This window comes from Burkholderia sp. MSMB1589WGS (assembly GCF_001636105.1).
In the GTDB taxonomy this organism is placed as follows: domain Bacteria; phylum Pseudomonadota; class Gammaproteobacteria; order Burkholderiales; family Burkholderiaceae; genus Burkholderia; species Burkholderia humptydooensis.
Genome location: NZ_LNJT01000008.1, coordinates 214,305 through 238,950, shown reverse-complemented (window position 1 = coordinate 238,950; position 24,646 = coordinate 214,305). Strand labels below are relative to the sequence as shown.

The 24,646-nt window shown below is 69.9% G+C and carries 20 protein-coding genes and 2 pseudogenes; 16 read left to right on the top strand and 6 right to left on the bottom strand.

Going from position 1 to position 24,646, the window contains the following annotated elements:
- Positions 1-90 precede the first annotated feature (90 nt).
- Both WT16_RS19110 and WT16_RS19105 read right to left on the bottom strand, forming a co-directional pair.
- Positions 91-588, bottom strand: coding sequence for a DUF6632 domain-containing protein (locus WT16_RS19110; protein ID WP_063534898.1), 498 nt, complete (start codon positions 586-588; stop codon positions 91-93).
- 86 nt (positions 589-674) lie between these two features.
- Complete coding sequence (locus tag WT16_RS19105) at positions 675-1,559, bottom strand: metal-dependent hydrolase (protein WP_063533971.1); 885 nt, start codon at positions 1,557-1,559, stop codon at positions 675-677.
- Between the two features lie 601 nt (positions 1,560-2,160).
- Here WT16_RS19105 and WT16_RS19095 point away from each other — a divergent pair.
- The 3 genes from WT16_RS19095 to WT16_RS19085 all read left to right on the top strand — a co-directional run bounded on the left by WT16_RS19095 (position 2,161) and on the right by WT16_RS19085 (position 5,092).
- Positions 2,161-2,505: a DUF3088 domain-containing protein gene (locus WT16_RS19095; RefSeq protein WP_006027474.1), complete on the top strand. Its 345-nt coding sequence runs from the start codon at positions 2,161-2,163 to the stop codon at positions 2,503-2,505.
- Between the two features lie 96 nt (positions 2,506-2,601).
- Complete coding sequence (locus WT16_RS19090) at positions 2,602-3,948, top strand: LLM class flavin-dependent oxidoreductase (protein WP_063533970.1); 1,347 nt, start codon at positions 2,602-2,604, stop codon at positions 3,946-3,948.
- A 172-nt stretch (positions 3,949-4,120) separates the two neighbouring features.
- Positions 4,121-5,092 carry a nucleoside hydrolase gene (locus WT16_RS19085; protein ID WP_006027472.1) on the top strand — a complete coding sequence of 324 codons (972 nt, stop codon included), beginning with the start codon at positions 4,121-4,123 and terminating at the stop codon, positions 5,090-5,092.
- 25 nt (positions 5,093-5,117) lie between these two features.
- On the opposite strand, the gene rbsK is transcribed toward WT16_RS19085, so the two are convergent.
- Positions 5,118-6,050 (bottom strand): ribokinase, encoded by a 933-nt coding sequence (rbsK, locus tag WT16_RS19080; RefSeq protein ID WP_059930089.1) that lies wholly within the window; start codon positions 6,048-6,050, stop codon positions 5,118-5,120.
- A gap of 232 nt (positions 6,051-6,282) precedes the next feature.
- Here rbsK and WT16_RS33815 point away from each other — a divergent pair, with 232 nt between their 5' ends.
- From WT16_RS33815 to WT16_RS19065, 3 genes are all read left to right on the top strand, one after another.
- Positions 6,283-6,546 carry a hypothetical protein gene (locus WT16_RS33815; RefSeq protein WP_197486493.1) on the top strand — a complete coding sequence of 88 codons (264 nt, stop codon included), beginning with the start codon at positions 6,283-6,285 and terminating at the stop codon, positions 6,544-6,546.
- Positions 6,547-6,617: 71 nt separating this feature from the next.
- Complete coding sequence (locus WT16_RS19070; RefSeq protein ID WP_063533968.1) at positions 6,618-8,312, top strand: VRR-NUC domain-containing protein; 1,695 nt, start codon at positions 6,618-6,620, stop codon at positions 8,310-8,312.
- On the top strand, positions 8,309-10,576 hold the full coding sequence (locus WT16_RS19065; protein WP_063533967.1) for an ATP-dependent DNA helicase: 2,268 nt from the start codon (positions 8,309-8,311) through the stop codon (positions 10,574-10,576). The genes WT16_RS19070 and WT16_RS19065 overlap by 4 nt, the downstream gene beginning before the upstream one ends.
- 73 nt (positions 10,577-10,649) lie before the next feature.
- Here WT16_RS19065 and WT16_RS19060 read toward each other — a convergent pair whose 3' ends face one another.
- Entirely contained in the window at positions 10,650-11,558 is a 909-nt protein-coding gene (locus WT16_RS19060) for a LysR substrate-binding domain-containing protein (protein WP_063533966.1), read from the bottom strand.
- Positions 11,559-11,759: 201 nt separating this feature from the next.
- On the opposite strand from WT16_RS19060, the pseudogene WT16_RS19055 reads away from it, so the two are divergent.
- The 3 genes and pseudogenes from WT16_RS19055 to fliD form a co-directional block, all read left to right on the top strand.
- Positions 11,760-12,330 (top strand): annotated as a pseudogene (locus tag WT16_RS19055) (ABC transporter substrate-binding protein); the annotation flags it as partial.
- Positions 12,322-13,300 (top strand): annotated as a pseudogene (locus WT16_RS19050) (L-2-amino-thiazoline-4-carboxylic acid hydrolase); the annotation flags it as partial. The pseudogenes WT16_RS19055 and WT16_RS19050, both read left to right, overlap by 9 nt.
- A gap of 114 nt (positions 13,301-13,414) precedes the next feature.
- Entirely contained in the window at positions 13,415-14,956 is a 1,542-nt protein-coding gene (gene fliD, locus WT16_RS19045; RefSeq protein WP_063533965.1) for a flagellar filament capping protein FliD, read from the top strand.
- Between the two features lie 204 nt (positions 14,957-15,160).
- Here fliD and WT16_RS19040 read toward each other — a convergent pair whose 3' ends face one another.
- The gene (locus WT16_RS19040) at positions 15,161-16,060 is read right to left on the bottom strand and encodes a LysR family transcriptional regulator (protein ID WP_006027462.1); all 900 of its coding nucleotides are present in this window, start codon (positions 16,058-16,060) and stop codon (positions 15,161-15,163) included.
- A gap of 108 nt (positions 16,061-16,168) precedes the next feature.
- Here WT16_RS19040 and WT16_RS19035 point away from each other — a divergent pair, with 108 nt between their 5' ends.
- Positions 16,169-16,846: a DsbA family protein gene (locus WT16_RS19035; RefSeq protein WP_063533964.1), complete on the top strand. Its 678-nt coding sequence runs from the start codon at positions 16,169-16,171 to the stop codon at positions 16,844-16,846.
- 92 nt (positions 16,847-16,938) lie between these two features.
- Here WT16_RS19035 and WT16_RS19030 read toward each other — a convergent pair whose 3' ends face one another.
- Positions 16,939-17,970 carry an NAD(P)-dependent alcohol dehydrogenase gene (locus WT16_RS19030; RefSeq protein ID WP_082874928.1) on the bottom strand — a complete coding sequence of 344 codons (1,032 nt, stop codon included), beginning with the start codon at positions 17,968-17,970 and terminating at the stop codon, positions 16,939-16,941.
- Positions 17,971-18,106: 136 nt separating this feature from the next.
- Here WT16_RS19030 and WT16_RS19025 point away from each other — a divergent pair, with 136 nt between their 5' ends.
- The 6 genes from WT16_RS19025 (at position 18,107) to WT16_RS19000 (ending at position 24,619) form a co-directional block, all read left to right on the top strand.
- Entirely contained in the window at positions 18,107-19,039 is a 933-nt protein-coding gene (locus WT16_RS19025; RefSeq protein WP_063533963.1) for a LysR family transcriptional regulator, read from the top strand.
- 172 nt (positions 19,040-19,211) lie between these two features.
- Positions 19,212-20,159 (top strand): aldo/keto reductase, encoded by a 948-nt coding sequence (locus WT16_RS19020; protein ID WP_059930065.1) that lies wholly within the window; start codon positions 19,212-19,214, stop codon positions 20,157-20,159.
- 174 nt (positions 20,160-20,333) lie between these two features.
- Positions 20,334-21,188 carry a molybdenum cofactor biosynthesis F family protein gene (locus tag WT16_RS19015; protein WP_006027457.1) on the top strand — a complete coding sequence of 285 codons (855 nt, stop codon included), beginning with the start codon at positions 20,334-20,336 and terminating at the stop codon, positions 21,186-21,188.
- Entirely contained in the window at positions 21,185-22,018 is an 834-nt protein-coding gene (locus WT16_RS19010) for an SDR family oxidoreductase (RefSeq protein ID WP_006027456.1), read from the top strand. Before WT16_RS19015 ends, WT16_RS19010 begins: the two co-directional genes overlap by 4 nt.
- Positions 22,019-22,240: 222 nt before the next feature.
- Positions 22,241-22,951 (top strand): LuxR C-terminal-related transcriptional regulator, encoded by a 711-nt coding sequence (locus WT16_RS19005; RefSeq protein ID WP_063534896.1) that lies wholly within the window; start codon positions 22,241-22,243, stop codon positions 22,949-22,951.
- A 165-nt stretch (positions 22,952-23,116) separates the two neighbouring features.
- Positions 23,117-24,619 (top strand): aldehyde dehydrogenase family protein, encoded by a 1,503-nt coding sequence (locus WT16_RS19000; protein ID WP_063533962.1) that lies wholly within the window; start codon positions 23,117-23,119, stop codon positions 24,617-24,619.
- The last annotated feature ends 27 nt before the right edge of the window (positions 24,620-24,646 follow it).

Below are 24,646 nucleotides of genomic sequence, written 5' to 3'. Positions count from 1 at the left end.
CGATGCTTATGCGGCGCGAACGGGCGCGCGCGGCATGCCGCGCTTTCGCTCGCGCGCGCAAGGTGCGCGACTGCGCGCCCACGGCAGCGATCAACGGCCGAAACTCGCCACGTGCCGCTTCGCCGCCTTGCTTCGCGCAGGAATCCACGTCGCGGCGAAGAGCGCGAGGGCGAACCAGCCGAGCGCGACGTCGCCGACCAGGTGGATGCGCTCGCCCGGCATCACCAGGCCCTGCACGAACATCAGCCCGAAATGGGCGGCGTTCGCGACGACCGTGAAGTCGAGAAACAGCTTGTGCTCGAACGGATCGCTGGCGGCTTCCCACAGAAAGACGCCCCAGGCGACATAGACGGCCGAGATCATCAGTTCGTAGTGCTCGCCGCCGCCGTGCGCGCCGCCCCAGCGCACGAGGCGCAGCGCCAGCAGGCCGATGGGATCGCTCGCGATCCGATGGTCGATGCCGAGCAGGATCGTGACGATCGCCGTGCCGAAGAACAGCACGAAGCTGACGCCGAGCAGGCGGGTGATCAGCGATAGCCAAGGGGAGGCTTGCGGCCGGCCGCGCCCCTGAGACGAAGTCGAAGACATGAAATGCACCGTTTGGGTGAGATCGTTCGAGGCGCGAGCGTTTCGGCGCGCGGCCGATGCGCTCGCGACTGCGAAAGACGCGGCGTTCAGCTCGCCTGCATGTTCATCGGATGCAGCGGGATGCGCCGCGGCGCCGCTTGCGCCGCATATCGCGCGTTGCTGGCATCGATGTTCGCGAGCAGCCGTTCGAGCTGCGCGAAGTGCCTGCGGTTGTCGTGCTGCCACGGATGGAAGCCGGGCTTGAAGTAGGCGAGCGTGCTCGGCACCAGATGGATGAAGCCTTTCACGAAGAACCGCGCGAACGCCCACTTGCCCGTGACCTTGCCGTGCATCCGCCGGTGCGCGTTCATGAACGCCATGTGGAAATAGAAGTTCGTGCCCCAGAACACGGCGCTCGTGAGCAGCATCGAACCGACGCGCATCAGATAGCGCGTCGGCCCCGGTTTCATCACCGCGTTCCACACGTCGAACGCGACCGCCTTGTGCTCGGTCTCTTCCATCGAGTGCCACAGCCACATGTTCGCGTATGCGTCGGCCGAGTCGTGGAAATGCTCGAAGTTGCTGAGCAGCATGTCGGTCATGATCGCCGTGTAGTGCTCGAATGCGATCGTCTGTGCGAGCTGCAGCGGCGGCGGCAAGAGCTTGCGCATCAGTCCCGTGAATTTCCAGAAGCCGCGGTCGAGCCGATGCGCGGGATAACCGGCCGCTTCGGCGACGTCGTTGAACTCGACGTGCTCGCGACTGTGCATCGCTTCCTGCCCGATGAAGCCCTGAACCTGCTTCAGCAGTTCGGGGTCCTGAATGCGGTCGCGGTAGTGACGGACCGAGTCGATGAAAAAGCGCTCGCCCGCGGGGAACATCAGCGACAACGCGTTGAAGTAATGCGTGTTGGCCACGCCGTTCACGTGCCAATCGCCAATGCGATCGGGCGGAAGGGCGAAGCGAACGTCACGACGGACAATGGCAGGCATCGGGTCTCTCCATATCAATACGAATCGACGGCGCGTCCGCATCGATGCGGCGCATCGCGGGCGGACACGGACGGTAGATCCGTCCACGTTCCGTTCGCGGAATCGTGGCGGCTCTTTTTGATAACGATCGTTATTCAACGAACGCTACGCCGCGATTTGATCTCCGTAAACTGAGTCAGTGTTAGATGTAATTATTTGCAGCGAAGAAGCAAGGCTGGCGGTCGGTGGCGGGCGGGTGGTCGGCTCGGAGGGCGACTCGTGGGCCGGCGCGAAATAGAACGCTCGCGCGTATCGGCGCGCGGCCGGTGCTTGGTGCGTTGCCGCATTCGCCCGGCAGCGAGGCGCGGTCCATCGCATTGCGTTGCAACACGGCAGCGCAGCGTGCGGCGCACGACGTCGCGTCGCGCCTCGCGAATCCGCGCGAGGCGCCGGACGAATCCCGGCGTCGCGCCACGTCGTCCGTTGCAGGCGATCCCGCCGCCGCGCGCTTAGCGCCGCCGCGCATATCGATCTGCGGATAAATTCGTGGCGACGCGCATTCGATCGGCCGAGAATCGCCGGCATTCCCAACGACTTGCCTCGCGTGCGAGGCCGACCGCCGATGAGCCGAGATCTGCTGCTCCTGCTGGAACCCGGATTCGCCGATCCCCAACACCCGGGCGAGCGTTTCGTCTGTCCCGGCAGCGTGCCGATCGAGGGCCTGCTTGCGAGCGATCCGTCGAGGCAGGCACGCCTCGACATTCGCCGGCTGCCGTTCGCGCGGCCGCGCGAAGCGGCGATCGCTGCGCTCGATGCCGATCACCAGGGGCTGCCGGTGCTCGTCCTCGGCGACGACGCGCCGCCGCCCGACGACGCGCTCGCGCTCGGCGGCAAGCGTTTCGTCACCGATTCGCGCCGCATTCTCGAACTGCTCGCCGAACGGCACGGCTTTCCGAAGCTGCACTGAACGGCGCCGCCGCGCCGCGGTCCGACGGCGTCGCGGCATCCGGCTCCGCGTGTCGCCACGGCGCCGTCGTCCCGGCGCCGCTGCTCGCCTTCATCGATGACATACGTCCTGACGCGGCCGCCGCGCCGTCAACTGCATCTGAACGTCAACATCCTGCACTCGGGCTTCGTGCCGTCCGCATGGCGGATCGACGAAGCCGATCCGCGCGCGTTCGTCGACGTCTCGCATTACGTGCGCGTTGCGCGGATCGCCGAGGCCGCGAAGTTCGACGCGGTGTTTCTCGCGGACAACGCATCGATCGTCGATCAGATCGACTTCCGCCCGATCACCGCGCTCGAACCGACGATCCTGCTCGCGATGATCGCCGCGGCGACAACGCACATCGGCCTCATCGGCACCGCGTCGACGAGCTACAACGAGCCGTTCAATCTCGCGCGCCGCTTCGCGTCGCTCGATCATGCGAGCGCCGGACGCGCCGGCTGGAACGTCGTGACGACGGCCGACGCCGGCTCCGCGCGCAATTTCGGCCTCGACGCGGTGCCCGACCATGCGGCGCGCTATGCGCGCGCGGCCGAGTTCGTCGATGTCGTGAAGGCGCTGTGGGACAGTTGGGACGACGACGCGCTCGTCGGCGACAAGGCGAGCGGCCGCTTCGTCGATACGGCGAAGGTGCGGCCGATCGCGCATCGCGGCGCGCATTTCCGCGTGCAGGGGCCACTGAACCTGCCGCGTCCGCCGCAGGGGCATCCGGTGCTCGTGCAGGCGGGCGGCTCGGCCGACGGGCGCGCGTTCGCGGCGCGGCACGCGGAGGCGGTGTTCTCGGCATCGCAATCGCTCGACGAGGCGCTCGGCTACGCGCGCGAGCTGAAGGCGGCGGCGGCCGGGTTCGGCCGCGACGACATCAAGGTGCTGCCGGGCCTGACGACGATCGTCGGCGCGACCGAGGCCGATGCGCAGCGCCGCCGCGACGAGCTCATCGATCTGATCCCGCTGCGCTACGGCCTGAACCGGCTCGCGGGCACGCTCGGCGTGCCGGTCGAGCGGCTCGCGCCCGATGCGCCGCTGCCCGACGATCTCGTGCTGCCGGACGGCGGCAACGGCAACCACACGTTCTTTCATGCGACGCTCGCGAGCGCGCGGCGGCACGGCTACACGGTGCGCGAGCTGATCCGCGCGATGGCGGGCGGCGGCGGGCATCGGGTGATCGTCGGCACGCCCGAGCAGATCGCCGACGACATCGCGCACTGGTTCGACGCCGGCGCGGCCGACGGCTTCAACCTGATGCCCGACGTGCTGCCGGGCGGGCTGCAGGATTTCGTCGACGGCGTCGTGCCGATCCTGCGGCGGCGCGGGCTTTTTCGCGCCGAATACGAAGGGGCGACGCTGCGCGACCATCTAGGTCTTTCTCGGCCGGTGAGCGCGGGGGCGCGCGAACGCGCGTGATGCTCGGCTCGCCCGGGCGGGCCTTTGTTCATTGACCGTTTCCGCGTGCGCCGTTTCGCCGTTTCGCCGCGCGGCGCGCAAACCGTCGCGCAGCGAAACGGCGGCACGGGTATCATTCGACGCTTCCCACCCTCGCGCGGCGGCGGCATGCCGCGCTCACTACAAGATACCCATGAGCCTGCAGAAGATCATCTACGACACGGACCCGGGCGTCGACGATTCGATGGCGCTCGTGTTCCAGGCGCTTCATCCGGACATCGAGCTGCTCGGCGTGACGAGCGTGTTCGGCAACGCGACGATCGACACGACGACCCGCAACGCGCTCTATCTCGCGGGCCGCTTCGCGCCCGGCGTGCCTGTCGCGCGCGGCGCGGCCGCGCCGCTGCGGCGGCCGGCGCCCGAGCCGCTCGGCGGCATCCACGGCGACGACGGCCTGGGCAACACGGGCCTCGCCCTGTCCGTCGACGCCGCGCGCGCGCCGAACCTCGACGCCCGGCCCGCGCATCGCTTCATCATCGACACGGTGCGCGCGCATCCGCACGAAGTCACGCTGCTCGCGGTCGGGCCGCTCACGAACCTTGCGCACGTGCTCGCCGAGGATGCGGAAGTCGCGACGCTCGTCAAGCAGGTCGTCATCATGGGCGGCGCGTTCGGCACGGCGGGCGTGCTCGGCAACGTGTCGCCCGCCGCCGAGGCGAACATCGCGGGCGACCCCGACGCGGCGGACATCGTGATGTCGGCGTCGTGGCCGCTCGCGATCGTCGGGCTCGACGTCACCCAGGCCACGATCATGACGGCCGAGTATCTGGCCGCGCTGCGCGACGAAGCGGGCGACGCCGGCCGCTTCGTGTGGGACGTGTCGCGCCACTACGAGGCGTTCCATCGCGCGAGCGCGGGGCTCGCCGGGATCTATGTGCACGATTCGTCGGCGGTTGCATACGTGGTCGCGCCTCAGTTGTACAGGACGCGCACGGGCCCGGTGCGCGTGCTGACGAGCGGCATCGCGGCCGGCGAGACGATCCAGAAGCCGGCGACGATGACCGTGCCCGCGCCGGACTGGGACGGACGGCCGTCGCGCGATGTGTGCATCGGCGTCGACGCGGACGCGATGCTCGCGCTCTACCGCAAGACGCTAATCGGCTGACGGGCGGCGCGCGATCCGCCGCCCGTCACGTGCCGAAGCCGATCGCCTGCAGAAAGCGCTCGAACGTCGCCGCATCCGCGTACGACTTCTGCGTGCCGAAGCCCGTCACCGAATGCGCGGCGTACGCGGACGCGAGCCGCATCGCGGCGGGCACGTCGAGCGCCGCCGCGTAGTGGCGTGCGAAGCAGCCGATGTACGCGTCGCCCGCGCCCGTCGTGTCGCGCGCGTCGACGGCAACGGGCGGCACGCGCACGACGCCCGCGCGCGACACGAGGAGCGATCCCTTTTCTCCAAGCGTGACGATCACGTGCTTCACCCCGCGCTCGACGAGCGAGCCCGCTGCGCGCTCGATCGCGTCGGGCGTATCGGTCGGCATGCCCGACACGAGCGCGAGCTCAGTCTCGTTCGGCACGAGGAACTCGAGCTTCGCCAGCCGCGCGAAGTCGAGATCCGGCACGCCGGGCGCGGGATTCAGCAGCACCGGGATGCCGCGCGCGGCGGCGAAATCGATTGCGTAGTAGACCGTCTCGATGTCGATCTCGAGTTGCAGCACGACGAGGCGGCTCGCCTCGATCTGCGCGGCGGCCGCGTCGATGTCGGCCGGTTGCAGGTGCCGGTTCGCGCCCTTGACGATCAGGATCCGGTTGCGCGAATCGGGGCTCACGAAGATCGGCGCGACGCCGCTCGATACGCCGGGCACGCGGCGCACGTGCTCGATGTCGACGCCGAAGCGCTCGAAGTTGCGCAGCGTGTCCTCGGCGAACAGGTCGTCGCCGACCTTCGACACCATTGCGACGCGCGCGCCCAGCTTCGACGCGGCCACCGCCTGGTTCGCACCCTTGCCGCCGCAGCCGAGCTCGAAGTTCGGCGCTTCGAGCGTTTCTCCGTCGGCGGGCATCCGCGTGACGTAGGTCACGAGATCGACCATGTTGCTGCCGATGACGGTGATCGTCTCCATCAGTCGTGTCCTCGGAAGGGAAGTGTTGTCGTGATTGTTGAACGCGCGTCGAACGCGCGTCGGGCGGGCGCCTTGCGGCGGTCGCATTCGAATGGAATCACATCGACGGCGCGCGCTCAATTGTTTTTGCGAACGCGATGCGGAGCGATCGATACGGGCGCTCGCATTCGCCTGTCGGAGACGCGTGCGACGGCCGGTTGGGCGAGCGGGGCGCGCCGGCTCGACGTGGCCGATGGCCGAGCCGGACGGTGTCGCCTGGCGCGCCGGGCCGGCCGGACATCGCGATCGAGAAGCCGGTGCCGGGCGTCACATGCGCGAGCGGCTCGGACAGTTCGATCGGGTGCAGCACGGGGGTTCTGAACGGCTCGCCGCATCGGGCGCCGCATCGCGGGTGCGCTTCGCGCTCGCGCGGGCGGCACGCTTCGCGAAGCCGCGCGACGCGAAGCGATTGCACGCGCGCGCCGGCGGCCGGCCGTGCGCTATCATTCGCGGATGACCCGTCCGGCCGAGGTTTTCCGTCCCCGTAATCGGGGCGGCGCCATTGGCCGATTCTGACCGCCGAAGCCCGTGCCGCCCGATCCGTCGTCTCCTCCCGCGTTCTATTACCTGTCGAACTTCGAGCGTGCGCTCGCGTGGCTCGTCGAGCGCTACGACGACGTGCTCGACGCCGACGAGCACGCGTTCGTCGCCGCGTTCGGCGCGCTGCCGCGCGCGTCGCGCGCGCTGCTCGTGCGGATGCTGATGCGCAAGGGGCCGATGTTTCGTGCGAGCAAGCTCGTCTATGACGAGATCGGCTGTCCGCACGCGGCCGCGGCGCCGCTCGTCGCGCTCGGCTGGATCGATCCGGAGCCGGCGCTTTCGCTCGACGCGCTGTTCGCGCTCGCGACGAAGCCCGAGCTGCGCGACGCGTTTCCCGATGCGCCCGCGAGCGGCGCGATCCGCAAGGCCGACTGGCTCGACGCGCTGCGCGCGCGCTACGACGGCGAGCGCCCGTGGGCGCGATGGCTGCCGTCGATCGACGATCGCGTGCTGCGCGTGACGGTCGATGCGCTCTGCAACCGGCTGCGGCTGATGTTCTTCGGCAATCTGCATCAGGACTGGTCGGAGTTCGTGCTCGCCGACCTTGGGCTGCTGCAGTACGAGACGGTCGCGTTCGCGCCGTCGTCGCGCGCGTTCCAGCGGCGCGGCGACGTCGACGCGTATCTGCAACTGCACGCATGCCGCGAGCAGCTCGAAGCCTGGCCCGTTGACGCGCCGCTTGCGCCGCTCGTCGACGCGGCGGCCGCGGTCGACTGCGGGAACGCGTGGCTCGCGATGCGCCGCGCGAAGCTGGCGTTTGCGATCGGCCAGGCGTGCGAGCGCCGCGCGGACTGGGGCGGCGCGCTCGCCGCGTATGCCTCGAGCGCGTGGCCCGGCAGCCGGCAGCGGCGCGTGCGCGTGCTCGAACGCTGCGAACGCTTCGGCGCGGCGCTCGCGCTCGCCGACGAAGCGGCGCGCACGCCCGAAAACGAAGCGGAGGCGCAGCAGATCGCGCGGATGCTGCCGCGGCTGCGGCGGCGCGTCGGCTTGCCGGCCGTGCGCGCCGCGCATGCGCAGGAGATTCCGCGCGACGGCATCGAGCTCGCGCATCCCGGCGTGCCGTATCCGGTCGAATACGTTGCGCGCGATCACCTGAGCCGCGCGGACGCGCCCGTCTTCTACGTCGAGAACGCGCTGATCAACTCGCTGTTCGGGCTGCTGTGCTGGGAGCCCGTGTTCGCCGCGGTGCCGGGCGCGTTCTTCCATCCGTTCCAGCGCGGGCCGGCCGACCTGCACGCGCCCGATTTCCGCGCGCGCCGCGCCGCGCAGTTCGACGCATGCCTCGCGCAGCTCGACGGCGCGCGATACCGCGACACGATCCGTCGGCACTACAGGCAGAAGATGGGCGTGCAGTCGCCGTTCGTGTTCTGGGGCGTGCTCGACGGCACGCTGCTCGAGCACGCGCTCGCGTGCCTGCCCGCCGAGCACCTGCGGCTGTGGTTCGAGCGGCTGCTCGACGACGTGCGCGGCAACCGCTCGGGGCTGCCCGACCTCGTGCGCTTCTGGCCCGCCGAGCGCCGCTACGAGCTGATCGAAGTGAAGGGCCCGGGCGACCGGCTGCAGGACAATCAGATTCGCTGGCTCGACTACTGCGTGCGGCACCGAATGCCGGTGCGCGTGATCGACGTGCGCTGGAGCGGCGACGCGCAAGCGCCGTCGCGGGACGAGGAGGCGCTCGCGTGAGCTACGTCGTCGCGGTGCGCGCGATGTGCGAATTCACCGCGCGCGAGGGCGATCTCGATCTGCGCTTCACACCCGCGCCGAGCGCGCTCGAAGGCATCGCCGGGCATGCGACGGTCGCGGCGCGGCGCGGCGCCGGCTACGAGAAGGAGATCGCGCTGTCGGGCGAGCATCGCGGCCTCACGGTGCGCGGCCGCGCGGACGGCTACGATCCGGCGCTGAACCGCGTCGAGGAAATCAAGACGCATCGCGGCGATCTCGCGAGGATGCCCGCGAACCAGCGCGCGCTGCATTGGGCGCAGGCGCGCGTGTACGGGCATCTGCTGTGCGAATCGCGCGGGCTCGCGGAGCTGAGCGTCGCGCTCGTCTATTTCGATGTCGGGACGCTGCGCGAGACGGTGCTGACCGAAACGCACACGGCCGCGACGCTGAACGCGTGCTTCGCCGAGCAATGCGAGCGTTTCGTCGACTGGGCGGCGCGCGAGGACGCGCATCGCGTCGCGCGCGATGCGGCGCTGCGCGCGCTCGCGTTTCCGCACGCGCGCTTTCGCAGCGGCCAGCGCGAGCTCGCGGTCGCCGCCTATCGCGCCGCGCGCGACGGCCGCGCGCTGCTCGCGCAGGCGCCGACGGGCATCGGCAAGACGCTCGGCGCGCTGTTTCCGCTGCTGAAGGCGTGCGGGGAAGCGCATCTGGACCGGCTCTTCTTCCTGACCGCGAAGACGCCCGGCCGCGCGCTCGCGCTCGACGCGGCCGACACGCTGCGCGCGGCCGCGGACGGCGCGCTGCCGCTGCGCGTGCTGGAACTCGTCGCGCGCGACAAGGCGTGCGAGCATCCGGACGCCGCGTGCCACGGCGAATCGTGCCCGCTCGCGCGCGGCTTCTACGATCGGCTCGCGGCCGCGCGCGCCGCCGCGCTCGAACACGGCCGGCTCGATCGCGCGACCGTGCGCGCGGCCGCGCTCGCGCACGATATCTGCCCGTACTATCTCGCGCAGGAGCTCGCGCGCTGGTGCGACGTCGTCGTCGGCGACTACAACTATTACTACGACGGCAGCGCGTTGCTGCATGCGCTCGCGCAGCAGAACCAATGGCGCGTCGGCGTGCTCGTCGACGAGGCGCACAACCTGCTCGACCGCGCACGCGGGATGTACAGCGCGGCGCTCGACCAGCGCGAGCTCGCCGGCGTGCGCAAGCTCGCGCCCGCGCCGCTCGCGAAGGCGCTCGAGCGCCTGAACCGCGAATGGAATGCGCTCAATCGCGAGCAGGCGGGCGCGTACGCCGTGCATCCGGACGTGCCGCCGCGCGTGCTGTCGGCCGCGCAGAACCTGATCGGGCGCTTCTCGGAGCTCGCGGCGCAAGTGCCGCTCGCGCTCGACGATGCGGTGCTGCGCTTCTGTTTCGACGCGATTCATTTCGTCGCGCTCGCCGAGCAGTTCGGCACGCATTCGATCTTCGATGCGACGCGCGTGCGCGCGCCGGCGCCGCGCCGCGGCGGCAACGCGTCGATCCTCTGCGTGCGCAACGTGATTCCCGCCGACTTCCTCGCGCCGCGCCACGAAGCCGCGCGCGCGACCGTGATGTTCTCGGGCACGCTGAGCCCGTTCGATTTCTACCGCGACACGCTCGGGTTGCCGGACGACACCGGCACGCTCGACGTCGACGGGCCGTTTCGCGCCGAGCAACTGACGGTGAAGGTCGCGTCGCACGTGTCGACGCGCTGGCGCGACCGCGAGCGCTCGCTCGAGCCGATCGTCGAGCTGATCGCCGCGCAGTACGCGGCGCGGCCGGGCAACTATCTCGGATTCCTGAGCAGCTTCGAGTATCTGCAGCAGGTCGTCGCGCGGCTGCGCGAGCGCCATCCGGCGCTGCCCGTCTGGGAGCAGGCGCCCGGCATGGACGAGGCCGCGCGCGACGCGTTTCTCGCGCGCTTCGAGCCGCACGGGCAGGGCATCGGCTTCGCGGTGCTGGGCGGCGCGTTCTCGGAGGGCGTCGATCTTGCCGGCGACAGGCTGATCGGCGCGTTCGTCGCGACGCTCGGGCTGCCGCAGGTCAACGACGTCAACGAGGAGATGCGGCGCGCGATGGATGCGCGCTTCGGCCGCGGCTACGACTACGTCTACCTGTTTCCGGGCTTGCGCAAGGTCGTGCAGGCGGCGGGGCGGGTGATTCGCACCGAGCACGACGAGGGCGTGCTGCATCTGATCGACGACCGCTTCCGGCGCAGCGAAGTGCGGCTGCTGCTGCCGCGCTGGTGGCGGCTGAGCTGACGCGACGGCCGCGCGGATCGCCCATCGTGCGGCATGTGCGGCATGCGCGGCATCGTTCGAGCTGCCCGGCGTCTCAACCCGCTTCGCGCTTTCCCAGCGATTGCCTCAACCAGTCGGCGAGCCGCTGCGCGCCGTCCGGCAGGTCCGCATTCGCGCGCGTGCACAGATAGTAGTCGCGGCCGTCGTCGAGCGTGTGGTCGAACAGCGTGACGAGTTCGCCGTTCGCCAGTTCCCGCTCGATCAGCGGCACGCGCAAAAGCGCCGCGCCGAGCCCCGCGCGCGCTGCGGCGAGCGTCAACTGACCATCCTCGAACAGGGGGCCGACCGTGCGCGTGACGTGTTTCACGCCCGCGCGCTGGAACCAGTTGACCCACGTATTGCGATCCTCGTCGTGCACGAGCGGCGCGGCGGCGAGGTCGGCGGGCCGCCTGAACGGCCCTTGGCGGCGCGCGAACGCGGGGCTGCATACGGGCACGACCGCGCCCGACACCAGCCGCTCGCACCGATAGCCGCGCCAGTCGCCGACGCCGACGCGGATCGACAGGTCCGACGCGTCACTCAGGTAGTTGCGGTGGTGCGCGTACAGCACCGTCACGTCGACGTCCTGGTTCTCCGCGAGGAACGCGTGCAGGCGCGGGACGAACCAGCCGGTTCCGAACAGCGGAATCAGGCTGATCGTGATCTGCCGCAGCGACGAGCGGTCGCGAACGGAGCCGGTCGCGCTGCGCAGCACCGAGAACGCGGCGCTGATCGACCGGTAGTAGTCGCGCCCTTCGTCGGTGAGCCTGAGCGTGCGGCCGTCGCGCAGCGTGAGCGGCGTCTGCACGAAAGTCTCCAGCAACTGCAACTGGTGGCTGACCGCGGACGGCGTGATGTCGAGCTCGGCCGCCGCAGCCGTGACCGAGCCGACCCGCGCGAACGCCTCGAACGCGCGCACGGCGCGCAATGGCGGATCATTGGTCAATCGTTCGATATTTTTCATGTATCGAATTTTATCGAAACGTCTTTCGTTGCGAAAATGAAAAAAACTGGCTTGAATACAATGTCTTAATGCGCTGGCGCGGTATCGGCATAAATATCGAACAATTGAATATTTGCGGCCATTGATTCCAGATATTTAATATTTTTCATGTGTGGTGCGCGCTCTTCATATTTCTCTTCGATCTCCAGGTTCCGCTCCCAGATGAAATTTCCCGCCATGTTGCCGCCCGGCGTCGCGCTTTGGGGTGCCGCCGTCTTTTCCGCGTCCGCCGCGCAAGCGCAAGCGCCTGCCCACGCAGCCGAATCCGCTGAATCCGGCGAGGTCGGCCGGCTCGCGCCGCAGACGGAGCTGATCGGCCTCGCCGCGCCGCTGACCGGCCCGCCGGCGCGTATCGGCAAGGATCTGCAGAACGGCGCACAGCTCGCGCTCGACGACGCGAACAGCCGCCATCCGACGCTCGGCGGCAAGCCGGTCGTGTACCGGCTCGTCGCCGCCGACGACCAGTCCGACCCGCGCGCTGCGGTGACGGTCGCGCAGCAGCTCGTCGAGCGGCGGGTGATCGGCGTCGTCGGGGCACCAGTACACGCGGCAAGGCTATCCGACCGCGCTCCGGATCGTCGGCCATGACGACGCGAGCGGCGCGTATGCGGGCGCGGACGTCGTGAAGACGCTGGGCGTGAAACGGATCGCCGTGATCGACGAGCGCACCGCGTTCGGCGCGGGGCTCGCGGATCGGTTCGTGAAGAGCGTGGACGCGAACGGCGGCGCGATCGCGTTCGACGCCGAAGGCAATCTGCGCGACCCGGCGTTCACGATCTATCGCGCGGGCGGCGGCAAGTGGGTGGCGGTCGATGTGCTGGGCGGCGTCGGCGCGAACGGCAACGCTGCGGGCGGCGCGCAATCGGGCTCGTCCGGTTCGACGGGCTCGGCGGGCTCGACGAAAGTCGCGAACGCATCGAAATGACGGCAATCCAGGAGACACACCGATGACGATCATTCCCATCCATCCGGCCGCGGGCGGCGCGGCGGACGACGAGCCGCTCGGCATCCTCGCGCGGCGGCGCATCGAGGCGGAGATCATCAAGCCGATCTACGAGATCATGAAGCGCGAGTTCGGCGTCGAGCGCGCGCAGGCGGTGATCGCGGAGGCGGTGCGCGGCGCGGCGCTCGACGCGGGTCGCGCGTTCGCCGCGAAGGAGCTGGGCGGCACGAGTATCGCGTCGTTCGCCGCGCTGCATGCGCTGTGGGAGAAGGACGATGCGCTCGACGTCGACGTGCGCCACGCGGACGACACGCATTACGACTACGACGTGCGCCGCTGCGCGTATGCGCAGATGTATCGCGAGATGGGCCTCGCCGAGATCGGGCATCTGCTGAGCTGCGCGCGCGACAGCGTGTTCATCGAGGGCTACGACCCGCGCATCGAGCTGACGCGCACGCGCACGCTGATGCAGGGCGGCACGCATTGCGATTTTCGCTACCGGATGGCGGAGCCGGGGCGGGGCGGCGTGGGCGAAGCACAGGCGCAGGCGCAGACGGAGGCACAGACGCAGACGCGCGAGTCGACCGGGCCGACGGAGTCGTCGCCGGGGCTTCGAACGAGGTCTTCGCCGGAATCCCGGGCGGCCGGCGACGCGCCGGGCGCTCGTCCCTCATCCCCGCCCACGCCCGATCGGGACGCCGCCGCATCGTCGCCCGCCGGCGCGCGCGCGAACCCGGGGGCAAGCGATGCGGCGCGGTGACCGCCTGAATCAACGCTTACAACAATCTTCACAAACTGATTCCAATAATTGCGATATGCTTTCATATTACGAATGACCATGAAATAAACCAACCACACAAACGGGGGTAATTCGATGGCGATCACCCAAACGGGGACCAATGCGCTGCTGGCGGCCAATACGCAAAGCGATGTCTGGTCGCAAATACAGGATGCCGCGCAGTCGCTGATCAACGGCGCCACGGGCAAGACGGCAATGGACGTGAGCGGGCTCGTGTCAGTGCTCGTCAACGCGAAGACGGCGGGCCAGGCCGCGGAGATCAAGAACCAGGCGGCCTGGAACAGCACGCAGATCTCGGCGCTCGGTGCGCTCAAGCTCGCGCTCAGCAACCTGAAGACGGGTGTCGAGCCGCTGTCCGACGGCATGCTCGCGCAGCAATTCACGTCGAAGGCGAGCGGCAAGGGGCTCGCCGCGACGATGGACAAGGGCACGGTCGCCGGCAGCTATCAGGTCGAGGTCAAGCAGATCGCGCGCTCGCAGACGCTCGTGTCGGCCGGCTTCGATCCGAAGCAGCAGCTCGGCTCAGGCACGCTGACGCTCAAGGTCGGCGACCGCTCGACGTCGATCGACATCGACGCGGCGAACAACACCCCCGCCGGCATCGCGGCCGCGATCAACTCGGCGAAGAACAACCCCGGCGTGACCGCGACGGTCGTGACGGGCACCGACGGCGCGCACCTCGTGCTGCGCTCGAGCGCGTCGGGCAGCGCGAACGTGATCAACGTGAGCGTGGCGAACGTGAAGGACGACGCGGGCCTGTCGGGGCTCGCGGTCCAGTCGACGGCCGACGGCAAGGGCGGCAAGTCGGCGATCACGTCGGCGGGCGACGCATGGAAGCAAAGCGACTTCGCGCAGGATGCGATCGTCACGGTGGGCGGCGTGATCACCGCGCGCAGCGCGGACAACGCGGTCAAGGGCGTGATCGCGGGCGTGACGATCAACGTGACCGAGGAGGCGATCGGCGCACCGCAGACGCTGTCGATCGCCCGCGACATCGACGGCCAGGCGCGCACGGTGACGAACTTCGTCGACCTGTACAACTCGATGATCGGCACGATGGGGCAGCTCACGTCGTTCGACAAGACGGCGAAGCCGGGGCAGCAGGGCGGCCCGATGATCGGCGATTCGATGCTCAACGGCATTCGCAATTCGCTTGCGCACATCGTCGGCGGCGGCGTGCCGCACGGCGACAACAAGCGCGCGTCGCTCGCGGCGCTCGGCATCACGTTCGCGCGCCCCGGCGACAAGCAGCCGGAAGGCTCGCTGATCGTCGACAAGGCCAAGCTGAACGAAGCGCTGCAGAACGATTCGCAGGCGGTGGAGGCGCTCTTCAACAAGACGAACGGCATCGGCGCGCAGGTCACGAAGGCGCTCGACGTGCATTTGCGCAAGGACGGTTCGTTCGACATCCGCTCGAATGCGATCGACCGCGACATGAAGAGCATCGCGCAGCGGCAGGCGCGGCTCGAGACCTACGCCACGCAGTTGACCGCGCAGTACAAGGCGCAGTTCACCGCGCTCGACGCGCTGATGGCGCGGATGCAGCAGAACACCAACTATCTGACGCAACTGTTCGGCGGCGCGAACAGCTCGGGCGCGCTCGCGAACAACAAGTGACGCGAACGGGGGCGCGGCGGGCAAGGCCCGGTGTACTGCGCTCCTGCGGGAAGACCGGGGTTCGCGCGGTGCGAGCCTTGGCGTCTCGTCTCGGCGGCGGCCACGCGCGGCGGTAGTGCGCGTGGCCGCCGTTTTTCGTTTTGGTGTCGTCGCGCGTTTTGTCGATGCTCCGACGCCGTATCGCCGGGACGCGGTGCCGCGCGTCTACGCGTCCCACGCGGGCGTGTCGCCGAAACGCTCGGCGAGGAAATCGATCATCGTGCGCATCGCGAGCGGCATCTGCTTGCGCGACGCGTAGACCGCGTAGATGCCGAGATCGGGCGCCGCGCAGTCGGGCAGCACGCGCACGAGCGCGCCCGCGCGGACCGGCTCGGCCGCCGCGAACGTCGGCAGCAGCGCGACGCCGCCGCCCTTGATCGCCGCGCGCAACAGCACGAGCGCGTCGTTCGCGCTCAGATTGCCCTGCACGGGCACCGTCGCCGGCTCGCCGTCGCGCGTCAGGTGCCACAGGCTCTGCCCGAAATAGGCATACGTCAGGCAGTTGTGCCGCGCGAGATCGTGCGGCCGCTTCGGCGCGCCGTGCTCGGCCAGGTAGCCGGGCGACGCGCACAGCACCGAGCGGCACGTGCCGAGCCGCCGCGCGATCAGGCTCGGGTCGACCTCGTTCGTGATCCGGATGGCCAGATCGATCCGTTCGTCGACGAGATCGGCGGTGCGGTCGGTGACGAGCAGATCGACCGACACGGCCGGGTAGCGGGCCAGGTAGTCGAGCACCGCGTCGGTCACGTGCGTCTGCGCGAAGATCGCGCTCGCGGTGATCCTCAGCGCGCCGCGCGGCGCGTCGCCCGGCTCCGCGACGACGGTCGCGACGTGATCGGCGAGCCCGAGCATGTCGCGGCAGAGCGGCAGCATCTGCGCGCCCGCCGCGGTCAGCGTCAGGCGCCGCGTCGTCCGGTGCAGCAGCCGCGCGCCCGTCCATTGTTCGATGAACGCGACGTAGCGCGACGCCATCGCGCGCGACATGTCCAGATGCTGCGCGGCGGCCGATACGCTGCCGCGCTCGGCCGTTTCGACGAACACCCGCATCGCGGTGATTCGGTCCATATTCGCTCAATCCATGCAACAAATTGTCGACTCGTATATTCTATTTGATCGAATGGATATCGAATAGACTCGCTCCACTTTCCTTGTCTTGGCAAACGAGCGACCGCGATGAACCAATTCCAGCTTCAGTATTTCTTCGATCCGCTGTGCGGCTGGTGCTATGCGAGCGCGCCCGCGCTCGCCGGGCTCGACGCCGCGCACCCCGGCGTGCTCGAGCTGATGCCGTCGGGGCTCTTCACCGGCGAAGGCGCGCGCGAGCTGACGCCCGAATGGGGCGAGTACGCGTGGCGCAACGATCAGCGCATCGCGCAGATGACGGGCCAGCGCTTCACGCACGCGTATCGCGAGCAGGTGCTGCAGCGCGGCGGCGTGCGTTTCGATTCCGGGCCCGCGAACCGCGCATTGACCGCGCTGGGGGGCATCGACGCGCGGTTCGAGCGGCCGCTGCTCGAGGCGATCCAGCTCGCGCGCTACGTCGACGGCCTCGACACCGCGCGCCCGGACGTGCTCGCGCGCGTCGCGACGGACGTTGCGGCGCGGGCGGGCGGGGCGACGATCGACGCCGACGCGCTCGCGCGCCGGATCGACACCGACGCCGCGCTCGCGAGCGCGACGGCCGAACGCATCGCCCGCACGCAGCAGGCGATGCAGCGGCTCGGCTCGTCAGGCGTGCCGCAATTGCTGCTGACGGTAGGCGAGCGCGGCTACGTGCTGCACGGTGCGACCCTGTACGGCGGCGCGCAGGCGGCCGTCGCGGCGGTCGAGCGCGTGCTGCGGGAGGCTTGACGCGGGCGTCGGGTGTCGGGTAGTCCCGATTGCCTGATCGGCTGTTCGCCGCCCCGCCCGAGGGCCGGCGCGCCGACGCGGGCGACATCCGCTCAGTCGCGCACGCGGACGACGATCTTGCCGAACGGCCCGCGCTCGAGATGCGCGAACGCGCGCCGCGCGTCGCCGAACGCGTAGACCGTATCGATGACCGGCCTCAGCCGATGCGCGTCGATGGCCGCAACGAGCGCTTCGAGCGCGCGCCGGCTGCCGACTGAAATTCCGTGCAGCGTCGCGCGCCGCAACATCAGCGGCACCGCGTCGAGCCGAATCTCCGGCGACGCGAGCAGCCCGACCTGCGTGATCCGGCCGCCGTCCGCGAGCGCGCGGACCGACTGCCGGACGTTATCGCCGCCGATCAGCTCAATCACGTGGTCGACGCCGCGGCCGCGCGTCAGCTCGAGCGCGCGTTCGGCCCACGCCGGCGTGCGGGCCGTGTCGATCGTCGCCCACGCGCCGAGCGCTTCGGCGCGCGCGAGCTTCGCCGCATCGCGCGACGTGACGATCACGCGCGCGCCGAGCGCGGTGGCGATCTGCAAGCCGAACAGCGCGACGCCGCCCGTGCCCTGAACCAGCACCGTCTGATCCGGCTGCAACGCGCCGTCCTCGACGAGCGCGACCCACGCGGTCAGCGCGGCGATCGGCAGCGTCGACGCGTCGAGGTCGGACAGCGTGTCGGGCGCGCGCACCGCCGCGGACTCGTGCAGCAAGACGTAGTCGGCGAGCACGCCGGGCAGCGGCCCGCCGAGCGACAGGCCGTGCTCGCGCATCTCGGCGGGCGGCGCGCCGTCGAGCCATTGCGTCCAGAAGTTGCCGATCACGCGGTCGCCCGCGCGAAAGCGCGCGACGCGCGCGCCTGTCGTCACCACCTCGCCGCACATGTCGGATGCGGGCACGAACGGCATCGGCGGCCGCTGCGGCAGCAACTCGCCGTTCGCGACGAGCTTGTCGCGGTAGTTCAGCGATACGGCGGCGACGCGCACGAGCAGTTGCCCCGCGCCTGGCGACGGAATCGGGCGCTCGGCCTGTGCGAGCCTGTCGATGCCGAATTCGGGCAATTGCCATACGCGCATGGTGTCCGTCATGTTCTCCTCGCTGGATCGATTGAATGGGCTCGCCGCGAGGCGAGTCGCGATGACGCATTCTATTGAGGACATCTGCGCTCCAGTTGCGCTATGTTTTCGCAACACTGGATCTCCAAAGTCTCCAATCGAATACCGGATGAACATCACGCGGCTGAATCATTTGCAAGGCATGCTGGCCTTCGTTCATGCGGTGAGTGCGGGCAGCTTCACCGCCGCGGCTGCGCGGATGGGTGTGTCGAAATCGGCGGTGGGCAAGAGCGTCGCGAAGCTCGAGGCGCAGCTCGGCGTGCGCCTGTTCGACCGGACGACGCGCTCGCTCGGCCTGACGACGGAAGGCAGTCTCTATTACGCGAGCTGCGCGAAGATCCTCGACGAACTCGCGCATGCGGAATCCGCGCTCGCGCACCGCCGCCAGCAGGCGAGCGGCCCGCTGCGCGTGAGCCTGCCCGTGTCGTTCGGGCGGCGTTGGGTGCTGCCCGTGCTGCTCGACGTCGCCGAACGGCATCCGTTGCTGCGGCTCGATCTGTCGTTCACCGATCGGCCGGTCGATCTCGTCGACGAAGGGATCGATCTCGCGGTGCGGATCGGCGACCCGGGCGACAGCGCGAGCCTCGCGTGCCGCGGCCTGGGCCGGCAGCGTTCGGTGCCGGGCGCGTCGCCCGCGTATTTCGCGCGGCGCGGCCGGCCGCGAACGCCCGAGCAACTGCGCGAGCACGATTGCATCGTGTTCGCGCGCGACGGCCGCGTCGCGCCGTGGCTGCTCGCCGACGACAACGGCAGCCCGCTGGCGGCGGCGGTGCGGGCCGCGCACACGATCGGCCACGGCGACGCGCTGCTCGACGCGGCTGTCGCGGGCCTGGGCATCGCGTATCTGTCGACGTGGCTCGCGGCCGACGCATTGCGCGCCGGGCGGCTCGAAACCGTGCTGGCGGAGCGCGCGGTCGACGACATGCCGATCAACGTGCTGTGGCCGCATTCGCGCGCGCTCGCGCCTAAGGTGCGCGTGACGGTGGACGCGCTCGTCGGGCGCTTCACGCCGGCGCCGCCGTGGGCGGGCGACGCCGCGTGACGGCGGCCGCCGTCAGCTTGCCGGCCCCTGGTCGGCGCAGGGTCTTTCGAAATCAGGTTTAATCGGTTTGAGCCGCGCCGGCCGCGCGTTAGCATCGACGATTGAATCCACGCGCCACGCGCCACGCGCCACGCGCGCCGGCCGGACGCTCATCATCGAACGGAGAGAAAAGATGGCACTACGCTCACTCGGCACCTCGGCGATTCAAGTTTCGCCGCTCGTGTTCGGCGGCAACGTGTTCGGCTGGACCGCCGACGAGAACACGTCGTTCTCGTTGCTCGACGCGCTCGCCGATACCGGCATCAATTTCATCGACACGGCCGACGTCTATTCGGCATGGGCGCCCGGCAACCAGGGGGGCGAATCGGAGACGATCATCGGCAAGTGGCTCAAGCGCTCGGGCAAGCGCGACCAGGTCGTGATCGCGACGAAGGTCGGGCTGCTCGAAGCGCGGGCCGGCCTGTCGCGCGAGAACATCCTGAAGGCCGCCGACGATTCGCTGCGGCGCCTGCAGACCGACTACATCGATCTCTATTTCTCGCACCGCGATCTCGCCGACACCGCGCCGCTCGAGGAAACGCTCGGCGCGTATCAGACGCTGATCGAGCAGGGCAAGGTGCGGATCATCGGCGCGTCGAACTACAGCGGCGCGCGGCTGCGCGAGGCGGCCGAACTGAGCCGGCGCACCGGCCTGCCCGCGTATCAGGTGATCCAGCCCGAATACAACCTGTACGACCGCGAGGAATACGAGCGCGATCTCGAGCCGGTGGCGACCGAGCTGAAGCTCGGCGTCGTCACCTATTACGCGCTCGCGAGCGGCTTCCTGTCGGGCAAGTACCGGTCCGAGGCGGACCTGAAGAAGAGTGCGCGCGGCGGGCGCGTCGAGCAATATCTGAACCCGCGCGGCTTGCGGATTCTCGCGGCGCTCGATGCGGTCGCGGCGAAGCACGCTTCGACGCAGACATCGGTCGCGCTCGCCTGGCAGATCGCGCGGCCGAGCATCACCGCGCCGATCGCGAGCGCGACGTCGATCGAGCAGTTGAGCGCGCTCGGTGCGGCGATCCGGTTGCAGCTCGACGCGGACGACATCCGGCAGCTCGACGACGCGAGCGCGCCGTAAGCGGGAGCGTTTTCCGCGTCGCATCCACGCCGCCCGTGCGGCGTGGACGTTCGCGTCCGATCTCGCCGACGCCATTCAACCTTTCGGTCGATACCGCGCGGTCCGGCGCGCGGGCACCATGACGCCTGTTTCGCGATTGCGCTCGTTCGCGCCGTCGCCCAATCGGAGGAAAGCATGGGAGCAGATCCGGTTTTCATTCAAGTCGGCGCGCTGGCCGAAGGTTTCGCGCCCGGCAGCCACATACTCGCGCCCGTCGACGATCTCGCGGGACGCACGCTCGCGCTCGCTGCGACAGACGGCGCGACGCGCGAATACACGTTCGCCGATCGATCGACGCTGCGCTGGCGCGAGCGGCAAGCGGCGCGCGATGCGGGGCGTGCGCGCGATGCGGGGGGCGCGAGCGGCGAGGCCGCGTACCGCGCGACGCAACTGCGCGACGGCATCTATTTCGTCGACTACGTCGATCCGACCCGGCGCGCGACATCGGTCAGCCTCGTGCTCGATTTGCCGCGGGGCGTCTGGACGTCGGTCGAAGGCGTGCTGCCGGCCGAAGACGACGTGCGCGTCGATTCGTTTTCGCGCGTCGCCCGCGGCTTGCCGTTGACGGGCGTCGACGCGACGTTCCGTCACGGCGCGATCGTGGGCGCGGCCGCGCCCGGCCCGCTGCACGCGCCGACGCGCGAGCTGGTCGGCAAGCGGACGATGTACCGCTACAGCGCGACCGAGTGCTACGAGCACATCTACCTGAACGACGAGTTCTACGCGTGGCATTGCCTCGCCGGCGTCGAGCGCGGGCTCGCGGACGTCGACCGCTGCCATTGCTTCAAGCTCGCCGACGCGCTGTACCTGTTCGTCTGGCGCGAGAAGATCGTGCCGACGCTCGGCGTCGTGCTGATCGATCTCGACCGGTGCAGGACGGACGGCAAGATCTTCGGCTACCGCGAAGGCGATTTCGGCGCGCTGTCGAATTTCCCGATCGGCGCTCATGCCCAGGTGCTGAACGAAACCGTGCATCCGCTCGCGCGATGAACGGCGCCGGTTCGACGCGCGCGGCGCCGCCGAGCGGCCGGCTCGTCGCCGATTTTCGCGGCCGCACGGCGCTCGTGACGGGCGGCGCGCAAGGCATCGGCGCGGCGATCGCCGATGCGTTCGCCGCCGCCGGCGCGAGCGTCGCGATCGCAGACTTGCAGGGCGACGCGGCCGCCGCGTTCGCCGCGCGACTGGCCGCACGCGGCACCGCCGGCGGGCAAACGGTGCGTGCGCACCGGGTCGACGCCGCGCGGCGCGACGAACTGTTCGCGCTCGTGGCGCAGGTCGAGGCGGATACCGGGCGGCTCGACATCGTCGTTCACAACGCGGCGTACTTCCCGCTGACGCCGTTCGACGCGATCGCGCCCGACGTGCTCGAGCGCACGCTCGCCGTCAATCTGTCCGCGTTGTTCTGGCTCACGCAGGCGGCGTTGCCGGCGTTCGAGCGCGCGGGGCAGGGGCGTGTGCTCGCGACGTCGTCGGTGACGGGGCCGCGCGTCGCGTACCCGGGGCTTGCGCACTACGCGGCGTCGAAGGCCGGCGTGAACGGCTTCATTCGCGCGGCGGCGCTCGAACTCGCGCAGCGGAACGTGACCGTCAACGGCGTCGAGCCGGGGATGATCCGCACGCCGGCCGCCGGCAATCTCGGCGATGCGGCGCACGGCGAGCGGATCGCGCGCGGCGTGCCGCTCGGCCGCCTCGGCGAGCCGGAGGACATCGCGGCCGCGATGCTGTTCCTCGCGTCCGACGCGGCGGGCTATATCACCGGGCAGACGATCGTCGTCGACGGCGGCGCGACGCTGCCGGAGACCGCGGCGGCGACCGGATAGCGGGACCGGCATGGAAGCCGGCGCGCCGGCTGCCGCGCCGAAGCCGTCCATCGGCGTCCGGCATGGGGATGCAGAACGAGTGTACGGGCCGCGCGTTCGTCGCGGTATCGGCCGTTCGGCTGAATGGGCGTCTGCACGATTTGCCGATTCGGGCTCATCGCGGCGTCGGCGGCGCGGCTACGCTGCCGGGGCCGCCCGATCGCGATCGAGATGCCCACCGCCATGACGCACGACCCAGCCAGACCCGATGCCGACGCCGATCCCGCGTCGTATGCGCACGCGCTGCGAACCTGCGTGACGTCGCTGCAGGCGCTCGCGCGGCCGACGGCCACGGTGTTCTACCGGATCGACGCAAGCGGCGAGCCGGTCGATTTCGAGCTGTTCGGGATGACGGCCGCGATGCATCGCGCGTATGTGAGCCGTTACCGGCCGCTCGATCCGCTGCACCCGTCGCGCTGCGCGTCGCAGCCGGGCGCGGTCGTCACGCTCGCGTCGCAGTTGCCGGACGCGCGGCGCGACGCGTCGCCGTACTGGACGGGCTTCCTGCGGCGGCACGGCGTCGCCGATGTCGTCGAGGTGTTGCTGCGCGACGGCGGCGCGGCGGTCGCCGCGTTCTCGCTGCTGCGTCTGGCGGGCGACGGCCGCTACTCGGCGGCCGAGATCGCGGCGCTGCATGCGGTCCAGCCGGTCGTCGAGGTCGCGCTGCTGCCGCCGCTGCGCGCGGTGCGCGGAATTCGCCGGATCGCGTGCGACGCGCGGCTCACGCATCGCGAGGAGCAGATCGCGCGGCTCGTGCGCGACGGGCGGTCGAACAAGGCGATCGCGCGCGATCTCGCGCTTGGCCAGCCGACCGTCAAGACACATCTGCTGCGGATGTTTCGCAAGCTCGGCGTGTCGAACCGGACCGAACTCGTCGGCGCGCTGTTCCTGTGACGGGCGGGCGACGCCGCCGCGCGCCGGTCCCGCCCGCCAAGCTGCCAATTTGCGCTAACTCGCCGCGAAACCGCGTCGCTACAGTGGTGCGACCGATCCGCGCCGCCATCGTCCGACGCGGGCCGAGCGATCACATGAACGATCACATCCCAACACGAGACGCACATGACACAGACCGACCTCGTCGCCGTGGCCGACACGGTGCGCACGTTCACCGAACGCGAATTCGGCATCTTCATCGACGGCGCGATGCGCGCCGCGCATTCGCCGCGCCGGCTCGACGTATTCGATCCCGCCACCGGCGAGCGTCTTTCGCGCGTGCCCGACGCCGATGCGCACGACGTCGAGGCCGCCGTCGCGAGCGCGAAGCGCGCATTCGACTCGCGCGCATGGAGCGGGCTGCGGCCGGCCGATCGCGAGCGCATCCTGCTGAAGCTCGCCGACCTGCTCGAAGCGCATGCCGAAGCGCTCGCGCAGCTCGAAACGCTGAATCAGGGCAAGTCGATTCTCGTGTCGCGCGGCGTCGAGGTCGGCGCGACGATCGAATACGTCCGCTACATGGCGGGCTGGGCGACGAAGATCACCGGGCAGACGCTCGACGTGTCGATTCCGTTTCCGCCCGGCGCGCGCTACACCGCTTACACGCGCAAGGAGCCGGTCGGCGTCGTCGCCGCGATCGTGCCGTGGAATTTTCCGCTGATGATCGCCGTCTGGAAGCTCGTGCCGGCGCTCGCGGCGGGCTGCACGGTCGTGCTCAAGCCGTCGCCCGAGACGCCGCTCACCGCGTTCAGGCTCGCCGAGCTCGCGCTCGAAGCGGGCGTGCCGGCGGGGGTGTTCAACGTCGTGACGGGCGGGCGCGAGTGCGGCGCCGCGCTCGCGATCCATCCGTCGGTGCGCAAGATCTCGTTCACCGGCTCGACCGCCACGGGCAAGCTCGTCGGCGCGGCCGCCGTGCAGAACATGACGCGCTTCTCGCTCGAGCTCGGCGGCAAGAATCCGATCGTGATGCTCGAGGACGTCGACGTCGACGCGGCGCTCGGCGGCGTCGCGGCGGGGGCGTTCTTCAATCAGGGGCAAGTGTGCGCGGCCGCGTCGCGCATCTACGTGCACCGCAGCAAGTTCCACCGGCTCGCGGACGGGCTCGCCGGCGTCGCCTCGGCCATGCGGCTCGGCCCGGGGCTCGACCCGGCCGCGCAGATCAACCCGCTCGTATCCGCGCACCATCGCGACAAGGTCGTGCAGCACATCGAAGAAGCGCGCCGCGACGGCCTCACGTTCCTCGCGGGCGGCACGCGCGCCGACGATCTGCCCGGCTACTTCGTGCGCCCGGCCGTGATCGCCGATGCGGCGCACGACAGCGCGATCGTGCGCGACGAAGTGTTCGGGCCGGTCGTCGTCGTGCTGCCGTTCGACGATCCGGCCGACGCGGTGCGGCTCGCGAACGCGTCGCCGTATGGGCTCGCCGCGAGCCTGTGGAGCAACGACCTGAAGGCGGTGTTGGATCTCGTGCCGCGGATCGAGGCGGGCACCGTTTGGGTCAATTGCCACATTCCGCTCGATCCGTCGATGCCGTTCGGCGGCTACAAGCAATCGGGCATCGGCCGCGAGTTCGGCCAATACGCGATCGAAGGCTTCACCGAAACCAAATCCGTCTGCATCGCGCACTGAACGCGCGGACCGTTCGATTTTTCCCCG